Annotated in this window: 11 protein-coding genes; 8 read left to right on the top strand and 3 right to left on the bottom strand. The window is 73.6% G+C overall.

Translation table 11 applies throughout. From position 1 onward, the window contains the following. Window position 1 precedes the first annotated feature (1 nt). Window positions 2–169: an MbtH family protein gene (locus P3X83_RS15645; protein WP_277305786.1), complete on the bottom strand. Its 168-nt coding sequence runs from the start codon at window positions 167–169 to the stop codon at window positions 2–4. Window position 170: 1 nt separating this feature from the next. Then, window positions 171–3203, bottom strand: a complete 3033-nt coding sequence (locus P3X83_RS15650; protein WP_277305787.1) for an amino acid adenylation domain-containing protein — start codon at window positions 3201–3203, stop codon at window positions 171–173. A gap of 262 nt (window positions 3204–3465) precedes the next feature. Between P3X83_RS15650 and P3X83_RS15655 the strand changes: the two genes are divergently transcribed. From P3X83_RS15655 to P3X83_RS15685, 7 genes are read left to right on the top strand one after another with little or no spacing between them, the layout of a single operon-like run. Continuing rightward, on the top strand, window positions 3466–4902 hold the full coding sequence (locus P3X83_RS15655) for a class I adenylate-forming enzyme family protein (protein WP_277305788.1): 1437 nt from the start codon (window positions 3466–3468) through the stop codon (window positions 4900–4902). Beyond that, window positions 4899–6383, top strand: coding sequence for a condensation domain-containing protein (locus P3X83_RS15660; RefSeq protein WP_277305789.1), 1485 nt, complete (start codon window positions 4899–4901; stop codon window positions 6381–6383). Before P3X83_RS15655 ends, P3X83_RS15660 begins: the two co-directional genes overlap by 4 nt. Beyond that, window positions 6376–7314, top strand: coding sequence for a thiamine pyrophosphate-dependent dehydrogenase E1 component subunit alpha (locus P3X83_RS15665; RefSeq protein ID WP_277305790.1), 939 nt, complete (start codon window positions 6376–6378; stop codon window positions 7312–7314). Before P3X83_RS15660 ends, P3X83_RS15665 begins: the two co-directional genes overlap by 8 nt. After that, window positions 7305–8291, top strand: coding sequence for a transketolase C-terminal domain-containing protein (locus P3X83_RS15670; protein WP_277305791.1), 987 nt, complete (start codon window positions 7305–7307; stop codon window positions 8289–8291). The genes P3X83_RS15665 and P3X83_RS15670 overlap by 10 nt, the downstream gene beginning before the upstream one ends. Beyond that, window positions 8284–9390: a 2-oxo acid dehydrogenase subunit E2 gene (locus P3X83_RS15675; RefSeq protein WP_277305792.1), complete on the top strand. Its 1107-nt coding sequence runs from the start codon at window positions 8284–8286 to the stop codon at window positions 9388–9390. Before P3X83_RS15670 ends, P3X83_RS15675 begins: the two co-directional genes overlap by 8 nt. Beyond that, window positions 9387–14849: a non-ribosomal peptide synthetase/MFS transporter gene (locus P3X83_RS15680; protein WP_277305793.1), complete on the top strand. Its 5463-nt coding sequence runs from the start codon at window positions 9387–9389 to the stop codon at window positions 14847–14849. The genes P3X83_RS15675 and P3X83_RS15680 overlap by 4 nt, the downstream gene beginning before the upstream one ends. A gap of 60 nt (window positions 14850–14909) precedes the next feature. After that, window positions 14910–16010 (top strand): glutamate--cysteine ligase, encoded by a 1101-nt coding sequence (locus tag P3X83_RS15685; RefSeq protein WP_277305794.1) that lies wholly within the window; start codon window positions 14910–14912, stop codon window positions 16008–16010. A gap of 10 nt (window positions 16011–16020) precedes the next feature. On the opposite strand, the gene P3X83_RS15690 is transcribed toward P3X83_RS15685, so the two are convergent. Continuing rightward, window positions 16021–20667 (bottom strand): ATP-dependent helicase, encoded by a 4647-nt coding sequence (locus P3X83_RS15690; protein ID WP_277305795.1) that lies wholly within the window; start codon window positions 20665–20667, stop codon window positions 16021–16023. 128 nt (window positions 20668–20795) lie between these two features. On the opposite strand from P3X83_RS15690, the gene P3X83_RS15695 reads away from it, so the two are divergent. Then, window positions 20796–21284 carry a VOC family protein gene (locus tag P3X83_RS15695; RefSeq protein WP_277305796.1) on the top strand — a complete coding sequence of 163 codons (489 nt, stop codon included), beginning with the start codon at window positions 20796–20798 and terminating at the stop codon, window positions 21282–21284. Window positions 21285–21392 lie beyond the last annotated feature (108 nt).

Here is a 21392-nt window from a genome sequence, read left to right on the forward strand (position 1 = left end):
GTCATGGCTCCCTGCGCGGTCGCATGTCGGTCCAGGTCCGCTCGATGTGGTCCAGGCACTCCTGCCTGCTTCCCGCCACTCCCGCCGGGTTCCAGCCCATGGGCGGCTCCCGGTCGGCGGGCCAGATCGAGTACTGCTCCGCGTCGTTGACCACTACCAGATAGGACAATTCAGTCCTGCTCCCTCGCGAGGCGCGCGGCCTCCTCGTCGGACAGTAGGTCTATCTCCGCGGCCAGCAGCTCCTCCACGGCCTGCGCCAGGTCCGCGACGGCGCCGCTCGCGAAGATCGTGCGGATCGGCACGTCCACCTCGGTGAGCGCGCGGATCCTGGCGATCACCCGGGTGGCCAGCAGTGAGTGGCCGCCGAGTGCGAAGAAGTCGTCGTGCGCGCCCACCTTCTCCAGGGACAGCACCTCGGCGTACACGTCGGCGACGAGCTCCTCGGCGTCGCTGCGCGGCGGGGTGTAGACGACCTCCTCGCGCACCGTCCGGGCGTCGCCGGGCAGCGCGGCGCGGTCCACCTTGCCGTTCGGGGTCAGCGGCAGCGCGTCCAGCTCGGCGAACGCCGCCGGCACCATGTACGGCGGCAGCGCCGCGGCGGCGTGCGCGCGCAGTTCGGTGATCGGCGCGGAGCCGACCACGAACGCGACGAGGGTTTCGTCCCGCACGGTCACGACCGCCTGCTCGACGCCCGGGTGGCTCTCCAGCACCGCCTCGATCTCGCCCGGCTCGATTCGGTGCCCGCGCAGCTTGACCTGGTGGTCGGTACGGCCGAGGCATTCCAGCACGCCGTCGGCGCGCCGCCGGGCCAGGTCGCCGGTGCGGTAGAGGCGAGTCCCCGGAGGCCCGTAGGGGTCGGGCACGAAACGCTCGGCGGTGAGCGCCGGGCGGCGCAGGTAGCCGTCGGCCAGCCCCGCGCCGCCGATCAGCAGCTCGCCGGGGACCCCGATGGGGGTCAGGTGGCCGTGCCGGTCCACGACGTGCAGGGTGGTGTTGGCGATCGGGCCGCCGATGGCGACCTCGCCGGGCGGGTCGGGCACCTCCCAGGCGGTGGACCAGATGGTGGTCTCGGTCGGGCCGTACACGTTGAACAGCCGCCGCGCCCTCGGCCGCAGCTCGGCGGCCAGCGCGGGAGGCAGCGGCTCGCCGCCGGTCAGGGCGGTGTCCACGCGGACGCCCGGCATCATGCGCCAGCCGGAGGGGGTCGCCTGCACGTGGGTGACCCCGTGCCGGGCGACCAGCGCGGCCACGGCCTCGCCGTCGCGGGCGTCGGCGCTCTCCGCCAGCACGACCCGGCCGCCGGTGATCAGCGGCAGGTACAGTTCGAGCGCGGAGATGTCGAAGGACAGCGAGGTCAGCGCCAGCCAGGTGTCATCGGCCGTGGCGCCGAGCAGCGAGCGCATCGCGAACAGGAAGTTGGTCAGCGCGCGGTGCGGCACCACGACGCCCTTGGGCCTGCCGGTGGACCCGGAGGTGTAGAGCACGTAGGCGGGTTCGCCGGGCCGCGCCGACGCGAGCGGGCCCGCCGGGTCGGGCACCGCGAGGCGGCGCACGTCTTCGTCGGTGAGGACCCGGGCGACCCGGGCGTCGGCGAGCACGTAGTCCACGCGGGCCGCCGGGTAGTCCGGATCGACGGGCAGGTAGGCCGCGCCGCTCATCGCGACGCCCAGCAGGGCGAGCGGCATCTCGGGGCCGCGCCCGGTGGCGACGGCGACCAGGTCGCCTCGGCCGATGCCCTCGGCGGCCAGCCGTACGGCGAGCCCCGCGGCCCGCCGCGTGAGCTCCGCGTAGGTCAGAGTGGTCTCGCCGTGGACCACCGCGACCGCGTCGGGGGTCTCCGCCGCGCGCTCCAGCACCAGGTCCGCGAGGGTGACCTCCGGCAGGTCGGCCGCCGAGTCGTTCCACGGGCCGAGCAGCAGCTCCCGCTCGTCGGCGGTGAGCAGCGGGAGGGCCGACACCGGGCGGTCGGGGCCGGCGGTGACGCCTTCCAGCAGCACCAGGTAGCGCGCGGTCATCCGGCGCACGGTGTCCTGGTCGAACAGGTCCGTGCCGTAGATGGCGCGGCCGTCCACGCCACCGTCGGCGCGCGGATAGAGGTCCAGCGACAGGTCGAACCTGGCGGGGTGCCATCCGTGCGGGACCGGCTCTGCGGCCAGGCCGGGCAGCGGCTCGTCCTCGTCGCCGTGGGTGTGGAAGGCGAACATGGTCTGGAACAGCGGCGTCCTGCTCAGGTCGCGGTCCAGGCCGAGCGCGCCGACCAGCCGTTCGAACGGCACCTCGCGGTGTGACAGCGCCGCCAGGACGCCTCTCCGTGTCCTGGCGAGCAGTTCCGCGAAGTCCGGATCGCCGGACAGGTCGGCGCGCAGCGCGAGGGTGGTGGAGAACATCCCGATGAGGTCCTCCACCTCCGGTCCTCCGCGTCCGGCCGCCGGGGTGCCGACGCAGAAGTCGTCCTGCCCGCTGTGGCGGGCCAGCAGCACCTGGTAGGCGGCGAGGAGCACCATGTACGGGGTGCACCGCGCACGCCTGGCCAGCCCGTTGACGGCCGCCGCGAGCGCGGGCGGGATCTCGAAGGAGACCTCGCCGCCCGAGGCCGACCTGACCGGCGGGCGCGGCCGGTCGGCGGCCAGGTCGAGCGGGGGAACGCCGGTGAGCCGCTCGGCCCACCAGGAGACGTCCGGCTCCTCCGCGCGCTCGGCGCGGACGTGGTCGGCGTAGCGCAGCGCCGGCTCCGGCAGCGTCCGGCCGTCGTAGAACGCGGCCACCTCGCGGCGCAGCACGTTGATCGACCAGCCGTCGGCGTTGATGTGGTGCAGCACCACGCAGAGCACGTGGTCGTCGTCGGCGAGGCGGATCAGGGTGATCCGCAGCGGCGGCCGGGCGGCCAGGTCGAACGCGGTGTTGGTGCGCTCGGCGACGACGGCCAGGGCGGCCGGCAGGTCGCCGGCGTCGATCCGCTCGATCGGCACGGGTCCCGGGGGTTCGACCACCGCCTGCGGGTGTCCGTCCGCCGACTCCGGATAGCGGGTGCGCAGCGGCTCGTGCCGGGCGGCCACCTCGGTGAAGGCGGCCTGGAGGCGTCCGGTGTCGAGGGCTCCGCGCACCCGGTAGGCGTAGTGCGTGGTGTAGGACGGATCCTCCGGATCAAGGCGCTGCAGGAACCACAGTCTTTCCTGGCCGAACGACAGCGGGCCGTTAGTCACGTGCCGTCTCCCACGCTGTTTCGGAAGGGTTCTTTCCGGAAAGATTGTTAACTGTTTCCGGGGTGGGGACAGTGTTCCACGGGCCTCGCCGGTGTCGCAAGCCCCGTCTCACGAGGGGTTGCGGCTCATTGGAGGGCATGTTTAACTGTCGGCCGTCGACAAAACGAAAAGGTTTCTTTCCAGAAAGAATCCTTACTATTCCGTGCTGTGACACAGTCAAGACGGTGTTGACAGATGGCTACGTGACGCCCGGGGGCTCTCCATGAGCGCGATCTCGAACCTCACCATTCCGGCCCTCCTGCACGCCCGCGCGAGCGCCGACCCCGACCGGGAAGCCCTGATCGTCCACGGCGGCGGCAGCGGCGCGTTCGGGGCGACCTCCGGCGCGCTGACCTTCGCCGAGTGGGCCAGGGGCGCCGCCGAGGTGGCCAGGGGGCTCGCCGGTCGCGGCGTGCGGCGCGGCGACCGCGTCGGGCTCGTCTTCGGCAATGGCGACTGGATCGACTACGCCGTCGCCTTCTGCGGGGTCACCGCGGCGGGGGCCGTGGCCGTCCCGCTGTCGGACCGCCTCGCCGACGGCGAGATCCGCACCGCACTGTCGCACGCCGGCGCCACCACCGTGCTGCGCGCGGGCGACCTCCCCCTTCCCGGCGGCCCGGAACCCGAGCCGCCCGCACCGGGGGACATCGCGCAGATCCTCCTGACGTCCGGAACCACCGGCCGGGCCAAAGGGGTCGCCGCGACCCACGCCAACCTCACCTACGGGCACGGTGGCCGCAGGCGGTCCTTCGCCCACTCGACCCACCTCGCACACGCGTTCCCGATCGGAACCAACGCCGGGCAGACCATGCTGGTCACCGCCCTGGACGCGCACCCCGTCACGGTCACGCTGCCCCGCTTCACCCCCGGCAGGTTCGCGGCGATGATCGAGAACTACCACGCGGGCACCGTCTTCCTGGTGCCCGCGATGGCCGTGGAACTGCTGGCGGCAGAGGTCGCCGACCGGCACGACCTGTCGTGCGTGCGGCTGCTCGGCTCGGCCGCCGCGCCCTTACCCGGGCCGGTCGCGGCGCGCCTGTGCACCGCCTTCCCGCGCGCGGCGATCGTCAACTACTACACCTCGACCGAGTCGTACCCGGCCCAGACGATCATGATGTACGACCCCGACCGGCCCGGCAGCGTCGGGCAGGCCGTCGGCGGCGGCACCGTCAGGATCGGCACCGCCGAGGGCGAGCCGCTGCCCCCAGGCACGGTCGGCGAGGTCTGGCTGCGCTCGCCCGCCGCGCCGCGCTCCTACTGGCGCGACGAGCGGGCCAGCGGCGCGGTGTTCCGCGACGGCTGGGTGCGCATGGGCGACCTCGGCCGCATCGACGACGAAGGCTATCTCTACCTCGTTGACCGCGAGAGCGACGTGATCAAGTCCGGCGCCTTCAAGGTCTCCACGCTGCACGTGGAGGAGACGGCCCACGAATGCCCCGGCGTGCGCGAGGCCGCCGCGTTCGGGGTGCCGCACCCGACTCTCGGCATGTCGGTCGCACTGGCGCTCGTCGGTTCCGTCACCCCACAGGAGATGCGGCTCTTCCTCGCCGACCGGCTCGCCCCCCACGAACGACCTGCGCGGGTCCTCCTGATGGAGGCCCTGCCGCGCAACCACGCAGGCAAGATCGACAAGCGCCTGCTTCGAGAGGGAGCACGATGACTACGACGACCGTGGACGCGGTCCAGCACGGAATGTGGATCAACGAACGACTGGGCGCGGGCTCGGCGTACCACATGCCCGTGGTGATCAGGCTGCGCGGCCCGCTCGACCGGGGCGCGCTGATCAAGGCGTGCGCCGGTGTGGTGGAGCGGCATCCGGCGCTGTCCGGTGCCGTCGAGGAGCGTGACGGCTTACCGTTCCTGCGGCCGGGGCACGCCGCCGTCGAGGTGGCCGAGATCGAGGACGGCGCGGCCGGGCGCGAGGCGCTGAGCGACGTCCTGCGCCGCGAGGTGACGAAGCCGTTCGACCTGGCGGCCGGGCCGCTGGTGCGGTTCACGCTGGTTCGCGAGTCGCCGCTGCGCCACCTGCTGCTCGCCGTCGCCCATCACGTCGTCTTCGACGGCATGTCCAAGGACCTGCTGGCCGGTGAGCTGGCCGCGCTCTACAACGGGAACGTGCCGCCGGGGGCGGCGGCCGGGCACCGGGACTCCGCGACCGAGCCGGACGCCGCCTTCTGGGCGGACCGCTGGCGCGAGCCGGGGCCGCTGGCACTGCCGTCCAGCGAGGCCCGCTCCCGTGGCACCGCGGACGGCCGGGCCATCGCCTTCGAGGTCGAGGCCGACCTGTCGGTGCCCGGCCTGACCAGGTTCGAGCTGCTAACCGCCGCGCTGCACGCGCTGCTGTACTCCTACGGCAACGCCGAGGTCGTCACCGCGATCGACCTGAGCACCCGGCGTCCCGCCGACGCCGCCACGATCGGCTCCTTCGTCAACGAGCTGCCGCTGTTCAGCCGCCCCCGCGCCGACCAGCCGTTCGCGGACTTCGCCCAGGGCGTCCGCGCCGAGCTGCGGGCCCTGTACCCGCACCGGCGCACCCCGCTCGCCCGCGCCGTGCCCGGCCTGCGCCCGCACGCCGCCCTCGCCCCCGTGTCGGTCAGCTACCGCAAGCGCGAGGAGGCGGACCCGGAGTTCGCCGGGCTCGACGCCTCGGTGGACTGGCTGGTCTCCAACCACGCGGTGAGAGGAGCGCTCCAATTCCAGTTCCTCGACACCCCGGCCGGGCTGTCCGCGTCGCTGCGGCACGACCCGTCCGAGACCCCCGACGCCGACCGCGTCGCGGCCGACCTGCGGGCGCTGCTGGACCGGATCGCGGCCGACCCGGCGGCTCCGCTGTCGGCGTTGCTGGAGATCCGCGCGGCGGTGGTCCAGGAGGCGCCCTCCGGCGAGACCACGGCCGCCGCTTCTGAGACGGCTTCGGCGGCCCACCCGCTGGCCGACGAGGTCGCCGCGATCTGGGAGGAGGTGCTCGGCATCTCGCCCATCGGTCACCACGACGACATCTTCGACCTGGGCGCGCACTCGCTGACCATCACCCAGATCATCGCCAGGATGCGCAAGCGGCTGAAGATCGAGGTGCCGCTCGACGCGTTCTTCGAGACCCCGACCATCGCCGGTGTGCTCCAGGCGGCCGGCCGTGACTGATCTGCTCGACCGCCCGCCTGGCGGCATGCCGTACCCGCTCGGCGAGGACGGTGACCTGAGCCTGATGCTGCTGATCCGCGCCTTCGAGCGCAAACTGCTCGACCTGTTCGCCGCCGGAATGCTCAACGGGACCACGCACACCTGCCTGGGGCAGGAGCACGTCCCCGTCGCGCTGGCCCCGCTGATGGAGCCCCGCGACCACGTCTTCAGCAACCACCGGGGGCACGGCCACTACCTGGCCCGCTACCGCGACGCGCACGGCCTGCTGGCCGAGATCATGGGCCGCGAGGGCGCGATCTGCGGGGGAGTGGGCGGCAGCCAGCACATCCACCGCGACCGCTACCTGTCCACCGGCGTGCAGGGCGAGAGCCTGCCCGTCGCGGCCGGGGTCGCGCTGCACCTGTCCCGCACTGACCCGGGGGCCGTCGCGTGGGCCTACATCGGTGACGGCACGTTCGGCGAGGGAGCGCTCTACGAGGCGTTCAACATCGCCGCGCTGTGGCGGCTGCCGCTGGTCGTCGTGGTGGAGAACAACGGAATCGCCCAGTCCACGCCCACCGGCGCGCACATGGCCGGGACCGTGGCCGGGCGCGCCGCCGCCTTCGGCATCCGCCACCACTTCACCGGCTCGACCGACGTGACCGAGATCAGGGACGGCTTCGCGGCGGCGGTCGAGGGGGTCCGCGCCGGGCGCGGGCCGCTGGTGCTGGAGTTCCGCACCCACCGGATCGGCCCGCACAGCAAGGGCGACGACACCCGCGACGAACAGGCGCTGCGGGAGGCGCTCGCGGGCGACTGGTACCACCGCTACGCGGCCGACGATCCCGGCACGCTGCACCGGCTGGAGGCCGAGCAGCGCGACTACGTGGCGGCCGTCGCGGCGGAGGTCGCCGCGCGCCCGCCGTCCTCGGGGCGGGCAGCGTGCGCGTAGCCGACGACCTCAACGCGGCCCTGCACGACCTGCTGGACCGCGACCCGCGCGCCTACCTGCTCGGCGAGGACGTGCTCGACCCGTACGGCGGCGCCTTCAAGATCACCCGCGGCCTGTCGGGCAAGTTCCCCGGCCGGGTCCTCGGCACCCCGATCAGCGAGGGCGCGATCACCGGCATGGCCGCCGGGCTCGCCCTGGCCGGGGACACCGCCGTCGTGGAGATCATGTTCGGCGACTTCGTCACGCTGGCCTTCGACCAGATCGTCAACTTCGCCGCCAAATCGGTGACCATGTACGGCAAGCGCCTTCCCATGCGCATGATCGTGCGCTGCCCCAGCGGCGGCGGGCGCGGCTACGGCCCCACGCACAGCCAGAGCCCGCAGAAACACCTGATCGGCGTGCCCGGCCTGGCCCTGTACGAGGTCTCCCCGTTCCACGACAACCGCGCGGTGTTCACCGAGATGCTCGACCGTGGCGAGCCCTGCGTCCTGTTCGAGGACAAGATCCTCTACACCCGGCCGATGTTCCCGCAGGTCGCGCCCTTCCGGCTGACCCCGCCGGAGGAGGCGGGCGGCTTCGCCACCGTCTCGCTGCCCGGTGGCGGCGAGCCGGACTGCGTGATCGTGGCCACCGGCGGCACCGCCCATCGGGCGCTCGCCGCCATGCGCGCCCTGTTGCTACAGGACGAGATCACCGCCACCCTGCTGGTGCCCTCGCGGCTCTACCCCTTCGACTTCCCCGAGTCCGCCGCCTCGGCGCGGGCCGTCTTCGTGGTCGAGGAGAGCACGGCGGGCGGCACCTGGGGGGCCGAGGTCGCCCACGTGCTGCACAGCCGCCTGTGGGGGCGGCTGTCCCGCCCCGTCGAGCTGGTCCACACCGACGCGTCGGTGATCCCCACCGCGTCCCACCTTGAGGAAAGGGTGCTGGTGAGCGAGTCCTCGATCCACCACGCCATCAGAAAGGCCCTGCGTGGCTGACATCCGCGTACCAAAGCTCAACAACAACGACGCCGAATATCTCCTGGTCGAATGGCTCGTGGAGGACGGGGCGGCGATCCGGACCGGTGACCCGGTCGTGGTCGTCGAGACCTCCAAGGCCGCGGAGGAGCTCACCGCCGCGGAGAGCGGTCACCTGCACCACAGCGTCCCGGCGGGCGCGTGGTGCCGCCCGACGCAGTCCATCGCCCGCATCACCGCGACGGCCGAGCCCGCCGTCCCGGCCCAGGCTCCCGCTCCCGGACGGCCGGCCGGCGACGACGCGGCCGACGGCCCGCTCATCACCGAGCCCGCCCGCGCCCTGATGACCGAACTCGGCGTCACCGAGGACGCGGTCCGCGCCCTCGGGGTCGCCGTGGTCCGCCGCGACGACATCGAACGGCTCGCCGCGACCGCCGAGCCCGGCCAGGCCCCCGCCCCCGAAGGGGTGCCCGCCGGGGTCGAGCGGCGACCGCTTTCCAAGGTGCAGCGGGCCGTGGGACGGGCCGTCGAGACCTCCCACCGCACCATCCCCGCCGCCTACACCGCCGTCCGGATGGACCTGCGCCCCCTCCTGGCCAACGCCGGCCGCCTGACCAGGGAGATCCGCCGCCCGGTCGGCGTGGCCGAACTGTTCGTGATGGCGGTCGCCAGGACCCACGCCGGGTTCCCGATGTTCTTCGCCACCCTCACCCCCGACGGCTCGGCCGCCGACGTCCCCGCCACGGCCGACATCGGCGTCACCGTTGACGTCGGGGAGGGCCTGTTCGTGCCGGTCGTCCACGACGCGGTCCGGCTGAGCGTCAAGGAGGTGTCCACCCTGCTGATGAAGTACCGGGTGGCCGCCGCCGGAGGCGAGTTCAGCGAGAGTGACCTGACCGGCGCGGGCATGGTGGTCACCCTGCACACCGAGCCCGAGGTGCTGCTCGCCATCCCCTACGTGCTGCCCGGCACGGCCTGCGCGCTCGCGGTCACCCCGCCCGGCGAGGACGGCTTCGCCGCCATCGGCATCGCCTACGACCACCGCCTGGTCAACGGTCGCGACGCCGCCCTCTACATGCGCGCCCTGAAGCGGATCATCGAACACCCGGAGACCACGTGACCACCCTCTCGCCGGACAAGAAGGCGGTGCTGGCCCAGCGGCTCCGGCGGCGGACCAAGGTCCGCGCGATCGACCCCCGCGAACCCGGCACGGAACCGCCGCCGACCCCGGCCCAGGAGCGGCTGTGGTTCCTTGAGCAGTACCGGCCGGGGACCGCCGCCTACACGATCCCGCTGGTCGTGCGGGTGCGCGGCCACCTGGATGGACCCACGCTGGAAGCGGCGCTGGCCGGGGTCGCCGACCGCCACGAGTCGCTGCGCATGCGCTTCCCGACCGACGACGACGGGCGTCCCGGCGTCGTGATCGACCCCCAGCCCCGGGTGGAACTGGTGGTCACCGAGGCGGTGGACGAGGCCGGCGCCCACGCGATCGGCGCGGAGCTGCTGGCCCGCACGTTCGACCTGGCGGGCGGCCCGCTGTGGCGAGCCGCGCTGATCACCATCGCGCCCGGCGATCACCTGCTGGTGCTGGCCGTCCACCACATCGTGGCCGACGGCTGGTCGGCCGACGTGATCCTGCGCGAGGTCCTCACGCTGTGCGGCGGCGGCGCGCTGGAGGAGCCCGGCGCCCAGTACGGCGACTACGCGTTGTGGGAACGGGCCAGGGACCACGGGGGCGAACTGGGTTACTGGCGCGATCGGCTGGACGGCCTGCCCGCCCTCGACCTGCCCACCGACCTGTCCCGCCCGGCCGAGCAGAGCAGCGCGGGCGCGGGCCACGAGTTCCGGATCGACGCGGACCTGGCCGCGCGGGTGCGCGGGCTGGCCGCCGAGCGCGGCGCCACGCCGTACATGGTGCTGCTGGCCGCGCTGCACGTGCTGCTGGCCAGGCACAGCGGGCAGACGGACTTCGCCGTCGGGTCGCCGGTCGCCGGGCGCGACGTCCCCGAACTCGACGCGGCGGTCGGCATGTTCGTCAACACCCTGGTGCTGCGGGCCGACCTCGCGGGCGACCCAGGATTCGGGGAACTGCTGGACCGCACCCGCGAGACCGCCCTGGACGCATACGCCCACCAAACGCTGCCGTTCGACCGGCTGGTCACCGAGCTGAACGTGGCCCGCGACGTGAGCCGCACGCCGCTGTTCCAGGTGATGTTCGCGCTGCAGAACTACGGGGCGGGGGCGGCGCTCGCCGTACCCGGCTACGAGGTCGCCGGGCTGACGCTGCCGCCTGCCGCTTCCCGCTTCGACCTGTCGTTCTACCTGCACGAGACGCCGGACGGCATGACCGGCTACATCGTCTACAACAGCGACCTGTTCCTGCCCGGCACCGTCGAGCGGATGGCCGAGCGGTACGCCCGGCTGCTCCACTCGGCCACCGACGCCCCCGACACCCGGGTGTCCCGGCTCGGCCTGCTCACCGAGCGGGAGAGCGCGGCGCTCGCCGCCTTCACCGTCTCACCCGAGCCCCCGCCCACGGCGTCCGGCACCCTGCAGGAACTCGTCGCCGCGCAGGCCGCCGCCACCCCCGGCGCGACCGCCATCGTGTGCGGCACGGAACGTCTCACCTACGCAGAGCTCGACCGGCGCTCCGGACGGCTCGCCGCCCTCCTGCGCGCCGAGGGCGTGGGCCCGGACGTGCGCGTCGGGGTGTGCCTGGACCAGTCCGCCGACCTGGCGGTCGCCGTGCTCGGCGTGCTCCGTGCGGGCGGCGCCTACATTCCGCTCGATCCCGCCCAGCCCGCCGAACGCCTGGCCTACATGATCGGCGACGGCCAGGCCCGCACCGTCATCACCGTGGCCGAGCACACCGACCGGCTCACCGGCCCCACGATCCTGCTGGACGGCGACCCCCTCGCGGAGGGCGAACCGCTGCCGCTGATCGCCGGATCGCCCGACGATCTGGCCTACGTGATCTACACCTCCGGCACCACCGGACGCCCCAAGGGCGTGGGCGTGCAGCACCGCCAGGTGGTCAACTACCTGGAGGGCGTGCGCCGCCGCCTGGACGTGCCGTTCGGCGCCGACTACACGCTGGCCCAGTCGCTGTCGTTCGACTTCGGCGTCACCATCTTCTACCTGTCGCTGCTGACCGGTGGAACGCTGCACCTGGTCTCGCCGCGCACGCCCGCCGCCGAGCTGTCCGAGCGGTTCCGCCGCACCGACTACCTCAAGATCACCCCCTCGCACCTGGCCTCGCTCCAGGCCGAGGCGCCCGGCGCCGACCTGCTGCCCCGCCGGACCCTCGTGCTCGGCGGCGAGGCGTCCCGGGCCGGATGGGCGGGCGGTCTCACCGCGTCCTGCCAGGTGGTCAACCACTACGGCCCGACCGAGGCCACCGTCGGCATCACCACCTACGCCGTGTCCGAGGGCACCCAGGACGCCGCGGGCATGCTGCCCATCGGCCGCCCGCTGCCCGGCGCGCGGGTGTACGTCCTGGACGAGCACCTGTCGCCCGCCCCGATCGGCGTGCCCGGCGAGGTCTACCTGGGCGGCGACCGCCTGGCCCGGGGATACCTGGGACGGCCCGGCCTCACCGCCGAACGCTTCCTGCCCGACCCTTACGGCGAGCCCGGCGCGCGGATGTACCGCACCGGCGACATCGGCCGCTGGTCGCCCGAGGGCGACCTGCACTTCCTCGGCCGCCGCGACCTCCAGGTCAAGGTGCGCGGCTACCGGGTGGAACTGCCCGAGATCGAGGCCGTGCTGGAGGCGGTGGACGGCATCGACCAGGCCGTCGTGGAGGCGCGCGGCGACCGGCTGGTGGCCTACCTGGTCGGGGCCCGGATCAGCGTCAGCGAGCTGCGCGGCGGCCTGGCCGACCGGTTGCCCGACTACATGATCCCCGCCCGTTACGTCTGGCTGGACGAACTGCCGCTGAAGTCGCACGGGAAGGTGGACCGCGCCGCGCTCCCCGAGCCCGACGACGACCGTCCCGACCAGGAGGCGGGTTTCGCCGCGCCGGAGACGCCGCTGGAGGAGGCCGTCGCCGCCATCTGGGCGGGTGTCCTCTCGCTGTCGGCGGTCGGGGTCATGGACGACTTCTTCGACCTCGGCGGGCACTCGCTGCTCGCCGCGCAGCTCGTCGCCCGGCTGCGGCACGCCGTACCGCCGGGCGGGCGGCAGCCCACCATCCTGGACGTCTTCAAGCACCCCAACGTGCGGGAACTGGCCAGGGTCATGGAGGCCGGCGCGACCGGCAGCTCCGACCGGCTGCTGCACCGGCTCACCCCCGCCGGACGGCGGACGGCCGCGTCGGCGGTGTGCGTGCCGTACGGCGGAGGCAGCGCGGTCATCTACCAGCCGCTCGCCGACGCCCTCCCGGAGGACTGGGCGCTGTACTCGGTGTCGGTCCCCGGCAACGAGCTGGGCGAGGAGGCCCGGCCGTCCGACGAGGTGGCCGAGCGGTGCGTGGCCGAGATCATGGCCACCGTCGAGGGCCCGCTGGTGCTCTATGGCCACTGCGGGCTCGGCGTCACCCTCACCGTGGAGATCACCCGCCGCCTGGAGGCGGCCGGCCGCACGGTGGAGGCCGTCTACCTCGGCGGGATCTTCCCGTTCTCCCGCCCGTCGAGCTGGTTCGGCCGGATGATCACCCGCATGGAACGCCTGCGCAGCGACCGCTTCTGGGCCAACGCGCTGCGCGCCTCCGGCCTCGACGTGGACGAACTGGCCCCCGAGCAGCTCCGGATGATCATCGAGAACCGGCGCCAGAGCACCGAGGAGGCCGAGCGCTACTTCACGCGCCTGTTCGAGGAGGGCATCCCCCCGCTGCGCGCCCCGGTCGTCTCGGTCGCGGGCGAACGCGACCCGGCGATGGAGTTCTACCAGGAGCGCTACCCCGAGTGGCACCTGGTCGCGAGCACCGTGGGCCTGGTCGTGCTGGACGAGGCGAACCACTTCTTCCTGAAGTACCGCTCGGCGGAACTCGCCCAGATCCTCACCACGGTCCACCCCTCGCTCACCACGGACGACCGACCGGCCACTCCGACCTGGTGGGTCGAGGGCGTCTCGACCTCGGCGGAGACCCGATCTCCCGCCGTCCCGGCGGACGAGGCGGTGGGGGTGCGGCTGCCGGCGTGGCAGGGGACCGTCGCTTCTCCTGCCTCTCCTCCCGTTGATCCGCCGCGTGTGGCGGCGCGGCCGGGGCCGCAGCCCAGCATGCGGCGGTTCTCCCTGGTCGCCCTCGGGCAGCTCGCGTCGATCCTCGGCGCCGCGCTGACCGAGTTCGCCGTGCCGATCTGGATCCTCCAGACCACCGGATCCCTGGTCGGCTACGCGCTGTTCGCGGTGATCGCGCTGCTGCCCGGCCTGCTCATCGCCCCCCTCGCCGGGGCGATCGTGGACCGCTACGACCGCAGGCGCGTGCTGCTCGCCGCGAACGTCGCCGCCGGTGGCGTCCAGCTCGGCCTCGGCGCCCTGCTGTGGACGGGCAACCTGCGAATATGGCAGATCTACCCGCTGCTGGCGGTGCTGTCGCTGGCGCTGGCCTTCCAGCGGCTGGCCTACCAGTCGGCGATCCCGCAACTGGTGCCCAAGCGCTTCCTCGGCCACGCCAACGGCATCGTGCAGACCGCCACCGGCACCGCGCAGCTCATGGTGCCGCTCGTGGCGGCGGCGATGATGGCGGTGATCGGCCTGGAGGGCATCCTCGTCCTCGACGTCGTCGGCTACTCGCTGGCCATCGCCGTGCTGCTGCTCACCCCGTTCCCCGCCACCATGGCGGCCCGCCGCCGCGAGACGGTCATGGCGGAGATGGTCGGCGGGTTCCGCTACTCCTGGGGCCACCGGGGCTTCCGCGGCATGCTCGCCTTCTTCGCCCTGTTCAACCTGCTGCTCTCGCCGCTGTTCCTGCTGCTGACCCCGCTGGTGCTGGCGTTCGCCACCCTCCAGGACGTCGGGCGGGTGTCGTTCGCGGGCGGCCTCGGCGCGCTGCTCGGCGGCCTCACCGTGGCCGTGTGGGGCGGGCCGCGGCGGATGCGGATGCGCGGAATGCTGCTGGCCGGTCTGGCGCTGGCCGTGTTCTGCCTGGCCACCGGGGTCGTGGACAGCCTCATCGTGATCGCGGTGGGCGCGTTCGGCATGTCGTACTGGCTCGCCGTACTCAACGGCGTCTACGCCACGCTGCTGCAGGTCAAGGTGCCCCAGCGGTTCCACGGCCGGGTCATGGCGATCAACCAGATGATCGCCTGGTCCACTCTGCCGGTCGGGTTCGGCCTGGTCGCGCCGTACGGCACGGCGCTGTTCGAACCGCTGCTCGCCCCGGGCGGCCCGCTGGCGGACACCGTTGGCGCGGTGATCGGCACCGGCCCCGGACGCGGCATCGGGCTGATGTACCTGGTGCTCGGGCTCGGCATCGCGGTGCTCGTGCTCATCGCGCTGCGGGTGCGCGCCCTGTCCAGGTTCGACACCCACGTGCCGGACGCGCTGCCCGACGACCTGGTCGGCCTCGCCGTCCTCGAAGGCCGCGCCCACGGGCTGACATCCGCCGAGGAGCAAAAGCGGGTATCCGTGCCATAGAAGGCGGTTATGGCGGGAAAACCTTTGGTGATCCTCCCTCCCGCCGAGAGGTCCCCGCTGATGATCGAGGCCCTTCCGCTGCTTGGAATCGAAGAGGAATACCTGGTCGTCGATCCCCGGACCAGGCACGCCGTGCCCAGAGCCGAGGACGTCCTGCGCGCCGCCGAGCCCGTGCTCGGCGGCGACGTGACCCAGGAGATGACACGCCTGCAGGTGGAGGTCCGCACCCGGCCCACGGCCGACCTCGACGACCTGGCCGGACGGCTGCGCGCCGCCCGGCGGCAGGTCGCCGAGGCGGCCGGGTCGTGTGGGCTCGCCGTGGTGGCCAGCGGCCTGCCCGTGCTCGGGTCGGTCGTGCCACCGCCGATCAGCGTCGGCGAGCGCTACCAGCGGGGCGATCTCGTCTACCGCGCGCTCAACGACGAGATCAGCATCTGCGCGCTGCACGTCCACGTGGACGTGCCCGACCCGGAGCACGCCGTGCTGGTGGCCAACCACCTGCGGCCCTGGCTGCCCACGCTGATCACGCTGGCCGCCAACTCGCCCTTCTTCGCCGGGCGTGACACGGGATACGCCTCCTGGCGGGTCATGTGCTGGGGGCGGTGGCCGGTGTCCGGGGCACCGCCGTACTTCTCGTCCTACCTCGACTACCAGCAGGTCGTCTCCGCGCTGCTGGAGTCGGGCGCGCTCATGGACGAGCGCACCGTCTTCTGGGACGTGCGCCCCTCGCCGCGCCTGCCGACCGTCGAGATCCGGGTCGCCGACGTGCCACTGGCCCCGTGCGACAGCACCACGATCATCGGGCTGGTGCGGGGGCTGGTGGTCACCGCGCTCACCGCCGTCGCACGCGGCGACCCGGGGCCGCCGATCGCGGGCCAGTTGCTGCGCGCCGCCTACTGGCGGGCCGCCCGTGACGGCCTGCGCGGCCACGGCCTCGACGTGCGCACCGGCGTGCTCACCCCGTCGGCCGTGCTCGCCCGCCGCCTGTTCGACCACGTGCGGCCCGCGCTCGCCGAGATCGGCGACCTGCCGATGCTCAGCGAAGGCATGGCCGACCTGCTGGCCCGCGGCACCGGCGAGACCCGGCAGCGCCGGGCCTTCGCCCGGCGCGCCAGCCTCAGCGACGTCGTGGACGACCTCATCACCGCCACCCAGTCCTGACCCTCGCGGGTCAGGCGCGCAGCCGCAGGCCGCGCGGGGTGGGGTGGAACCCCGCCGCCTCCAGGGCCGCCGCCAGCGGGGAGTCGTTGATGGACGTGCCGTCGGCGCGTTCGACGGTGAGCTTGCCGAGCGCGCCGTCGCGGACGGCGAGCGCCAGCGCGTCCACCGCCGGCTGCACCCGCTCGTCGTCGGCGAACGACAGCAACGTCTTGCCGCCGCGCTCGACGTACAGCACCAGCCGCCCATCGACCAGCGCCACCAGTGAGCCCGCCTTGCGTCCCGGCTTGTGGGTCGCCTCGCCGGGGCGCGCGGGCCACGGCAGCGCCGCGCCGTACGGGCTGGCCGGGTCGGCGGCGGCCAGCACCACCGCGCGCGGCGAGCCGTCGTCGCCCCCGGCCGGGGCGCGGCGGGCCGCCCCCGGCGCCAGCGCCCGCATCCGATCGACCGCGCCGGGCAGCGCGAACTGCGCCCCGCCCAGGCCCTCCACGAAGTAGCCCCGGCGGCACCGCCCGCTCTCCTCATATGCGCGAAGCACCTGGTAGACGGCCGAGTAGCCGCCAGGCAGGCGCTCCCCGGCCACCGCGCCCCTGGTCACCACTCCGTGGCGTTCGAGCAGCACCTCCGCCTGCGCCTGGGCCCGTTGCGTGGCGTCCTGCGACGGCGCGGGCAGCGACCACCACCGGCCGCCGACGGTCGGCGGCCCGCTGCGGGTGGGCAGCACGGCCCGCCGCCTGCGGGTGCCCGCCGGGCGATGCGCCGGACGCCCCGTGCCGAGCACCGCCCGCAGCGGCGCGAGCGTGTCACCGGTCACGCGCCCGCTCCACACGAGGTCCCACAACGCGTTGGACAGCGTCGCGTCGTCGGGCACGGTCTCGGCCCCGCCGGGCAGCGCGGCGGAGAACACCCGCCCCGCCAGCTCGCGGAAGAAGACCGCGCCGCCACCGGCGAGCGCGGCCAGCACCTGCTCGTGGACGGGAGTGAGGGTGATCTCGGCCGGCTCCGGCAGCAGCAACGGCGCGGTGTCGGCGAAGTAGAGCGACACCCAGCCGTCGCCGCCCGGCAGGGAGCCCTGCCCCGCCCAGATGACCTCGCCCGACGCCGTCAGCTCGTCGAGCAGCGCGGGGGAGTATCCCGGCACGCGCGACGGCAGGACCAGCGTCTCCAGCGACGAGGCGGGCACCGCCGCGCCCTGAAGCTGCTCGATCGCGCTCACCAGCGCGTCCATCGCCCGGCCCGGCCCCTGCTCGCTCTTGGCGCGAGCCTCCTGAGCACGCGCAGGGCCGCTGATGCCGTGCCAGGCCGTGGAGAACGCCGCGAGGGTCTCGGGCGGGACCGGCTCCACCTCCTTGCGCAGCCGGGCGAGCGACCGGCGGCGCAGCATGCGCAGCACGCCCGCGTCGCACCACTCCTCGCCCCGGCCGCCCGGACGGAACTCGCCGCTCACCACCCGGCCGGACGCCGCCAGCCTGGTCAGCGCGTCTTTCACCACGGCCACCCCGAGCCCGAACCTGGCCGCCGCCGTGGCCGCGGCGAACGGCCCGCGGGTGCGCGCGTGCCGCGCCACCAGGTCGCCGAGCGGATCGGCCACCGGTTCGAGGAACGCCACCGGCACCCCCACCGGCAGCGGCGCGCCCAGCGCGTCGCGCAACCGGCCCGCGTCCTCGATCGCCGCCCACTGCTCCGCACCGGCCACCCGCACCCGGATGGCCCGCCGCTCGCGCTCCAGGTCGTCGAGCCAGGACGGGTCGCCCTCGCGCACCCGCACGTCGTCGGCCGGCAGCGGGCCGTGCGAACGCAGCAGGTCGGCGAGATCCTCCGCGTCGCGGAGCGGGCGGCCGAGCCGGGCCAGCTCCCGCTCGGTGTCGGCGATCACGTCGGGATCGAGCAGCTCGCGCAGGTCGGCCTGGCCCAGCAGCTCGGCCAGCAGGCTCGTGTCGAGCGCCAGGGCCTGCGCGCGGCGCTCGGCCAGCGGCGCGTCGCCCTCGTACATGAACGCGCCGACGAAGTTGAACAGCAGCGACGCCGCGAACGGCGAGGCCTGGGAGGTCTCCACCTCCACCACCCGCACCTTGCGGGCCGCGATGTCGCGCATCAGCCGCACCAGGCCCGGGACGTCGAAGACGTCCTGCAGGCACTCGCGCATCGTCTCCAGCACCACCGGGAAGGAGCCGTAGGAACTCGCCACGCCCAGCAGGTGCGCGGCCCGCTGCCGCTGCTGCCACAGCGGGGTGCGCCTGCCCGGCGAACGCCTGGGCAGCAGCAGCGACCGCCCCGCGCACTCGCGGAACCGGGAGGCGAACAGCGCCGAGCCGCCCAGCTCCTCCACGACGATCCGCTCGATCTCCTCCGCGTCGAAGGCCGCGACGTCGGACGGCGCGCCCTCGAAGGTGTCGGGGACGCGCAGCACGATGCCGTCGTCGGAGTGGACGGCCTGCACGTCGGTGCCGTACCGCTCACGCAGCCGCCGTCCGATGGCCAGCGCCCACGGGGCGTGGACGCGCGCGCCGTACGGGGAGTGGACGACCACCCGCCAGTCGCCCAGCTCGTCATGGAACCGCTCGACCAGCAGGGTGCGGTCGTCGGGGACGTATCCGGTGGCCGCACGCTGCTCGTCGAGATAGGAGAGCAGGTTGGCGGCGGCGAACTCGTCGAGCCCCGCGGCCCTGACCCGCTCGCCGCCCCCGCCCTGCGACATGGCCCGCAGGAACTCGCCGATGGCGTGACCCAGCTCGGCGGGCCTGCCCGCCGTGTCGCCGTGCCAGAACGGCAGCTTGCCCGGCTGCCCGGCGGCGGGGGAGACCAGCACCCGGTCGGTCGTGATGTCCTCGATCCGCCAGGAGGTCGCGCCCAGCACGAAGACGTCGCCCACCCGGGACTCGTAGACCATCTCCTCGTCGAGCTCGCCCACCCTGGACGCCTTCTCACCGACCAGGAAGACTCCGAACAGCCCCCGGTCGGGGATCGTGCCGCCGTTGGTGACCGCCAGCCGCTGGGACCCCGGACGGCCGCGCAGCGTGCCGGTGACCCGATCCCACACGACGCGCGGGCGCAGCTCGGCGAACTCCTCGCTGGGATAGCGCCCCGCCAGCATGTCGAGGGTCGCCTCCAGCGCGGTGCGCGGCAGCGTGGCGTAGGGCGCGGCCCGCTTCACCACGGTCTCCAGCTCGTCGACCGTCCACTCGTCCATCGCGGTCATCGCCACGATCTGCTGGGCCAGCACGTCGAGCGGATTGCGCGGATAGCGCAGCTCCTCGATGCTCCCGGACTTCATCCGCTCGGCCACCACGGCCGTCTGCACCAGGTCGCCCCGGTACTTCGGGAAGATCACGCCGTGCGACACCGCGCCGACCTGGTGCCCCGCCCTGCCGATCCGCTGCAGGCCGCTGGCCACGCTGGGCGGGGCCTCCACGCACGCCACCATCTCGACCGAGCCCATGTCGATGCCCAGCTCCAGGCTGGAGGTGGCCACCACGGCGGGCAGCCGCCCCGACTTCAGCGCCTCCTCGATCTGCGCCCGCTCCTGCTTGGACACCGACCCGTGGTGGGCCCGCACCACGTCGGGAGGCACCCCCTGGGTGGACCCGGCCTGGGCCATCAGCTCGGCCGGCATCCCGCGGGCGTCGGGCGGTGCGCCGCCCGCCCGCTCGTGGGCCAGCTCGTTGAGCCGGGTGCACAGCCGCTCGGCCAGGCGGCGCGAGTTGGCGAACACGATCGTCGAGCGGTGCGCCTCGATCAGGTCGAGCAGCCGCTCCTCCACGTGCGGCCAGATCGACCGGCGGCCCGGCTCGGGCTCCGGCCGCCACAGCTCCTCGTCGTCGCCGGGCTCGGGCGTGACGGCGGCGCCGCGCGGCGGGCCGTCCAGCTCGGTCATGTCCTCGATCGGGACGACCACATCGACGGCGATCACCTTGTCGGACGGCGGCTGCACCACCGTGGCCGGGCGGGCCCCGCCGAGGAACGCGGCCACCTCGCTCACCGGCCGCACCGTGGCCGACAGGCCGATCCGCTGCGCGGGCCGGGGGAGCAGCGCGTCGAGCCGCTCCAGGCTGAGCGCCAGATGGGCCCCCCGCTTGGTGGCGGCCACCGCGTGGACCTCGTCGACGATGACCGTCTCGACCGTCGCGAGCGCCTCTCTGGCCTGGCTGGTGAGCAGCAGGAACAGCGACTCGGGAGTGGTGATCAGGATGTCGGACGGCCGGGCCGCGAACCGGCGGCGGTCTTCCGACTGGGTGTCGCCGGAGCGGATCGCCACCGAGATCTCCGGCGGATGCAGGCCGAACAGCCCGGCGGTTTGGCGCAGGCCGGTCAGCGGCGCGCGCAGGTTCCGCTCGACATCGACGGCCAGCGCCTTCAACGGCGACACATAAAGCACCCGACAGCCCCGCGCCGCCTTCCCGTCTTTCCCGCGCTCCTTCCCGCGGTTCGACGGCGGCGCTGCCTCTCGGGGGCCGGTAAGCTGCTCGGCCGCCAGCCGGTCGATCGACCACAGGAACGCCGCCAGCGTCTTGCCCGAACCGGTGGGAGCCACCACGAGGGTGTTGTCACCCCGGGCGATCGACTCCCAGGCACCCTCCTGCGCCGCGGTGGGCGCGGCGAACGCTCCGGCGAACCACCGCCTGGTCAGGTCGGTGAAGTGGTCGAGCGACGATGCGGTCATGGCCCCATGATGCACCGTGCCACCGACAATTCCCGCCGGCCCCCGGCCCGCCCGGATCGCGGCCTGATCAGCAGAATGTCGCCTTGGTGGGAGATTGAGGGGGATCATCGCGGAGATACAGGACGGGTATGAGCATCGACTACGCGGCGCTCGAAGCGGCCCGCGGCCGGATCAGGTCCATCCACCTGGGCGGCCACCGCACCCCGAGCAGCGCGCGCGGCCTGCATCACGTCGCGCTGTTCTCTTCCGACATCGAGCGCACGATCGCGTTCTACCAGGATCTCCTGGAGTTCCCGCTGACCGAGATCGTGGAGAACCGCGACTACAAAGGATCCAGCCACTTCTTCTTCGACATCGGCAACGGCAACCTGCTGGCCTTCTTCGACTTCCCCGGCCTCGACCTCGGCCCCTACCGCGAGGTCCTGGGCGGCCTTCACCACGTGGCCCTCTCCGTCGACCCGGTCACCTGGGAACGGCTGCGCGGCAAACTGGAGGCCGCCGGAGTCCCCCACGACATGGAAAGCGGAGCCTCCATCTACTTCCGCGACCCCGACGAAGCCCGCATCGAACTCCTGGCCGACCCCTTGGGTGAAATGTACGGCTCCCGCATCCTCTGACCCCCGCACCGACGGATGCCCCCGCGTGGACAGGGGGATGGCAGACCGGTCGGCCCTATTCGGCCGGAGTAGCCCCAAGAGAACCGGCGACGAAAGGGTCGCCGTTCG

This window comes from Spongiactinospora sp. TRM90649 (assembly GCF_029382225.1).
GTDB lineage: Bacteria > Actinomycetota > Actinomycetes > Streptosporangiales > Streptosporangiaceae > Spongiactinospora.

Bases quoted from the DNA above. Each gene is read 5' to 3' on its own strand.
- P3X83_RS15695 (WP_277305796.1), top strand. From the start codon at position 20,796: ATGAGCATCGACTACGCGGCGCTCGAAGCGGCCCGCGGCCGGATCAGG.
- P3X83_RS15690 (WP_277305795.1), bottom strand. From the start codon at position 20,667: ATGACCGCATCGTCGCTCGACCACTTCACCGACCTGACCAGGCGGTGG.
- P3X83_RS15660 (WP_277305789.1), top strand. From the start codon at position 4,899: ATGACTACGACGACCGTGGACGCGGTCCAGCACGGAATGTGGATCAAC.
- P3X83_RS15655 (WP_277305788.1), top strand. From the start codon at position 3,466: ATGAGCGCGATCTCGAACCTCACCATTCCGGCCCTCCTGCACGCCCGC.
- P3X83_RS15685 (WP_277305794.1), top strand. From the start codon at position 14,910: ATGATCGAGGCCCTTCCGCTGCTTGGAATCGAAGAGGAATACCTGGTC.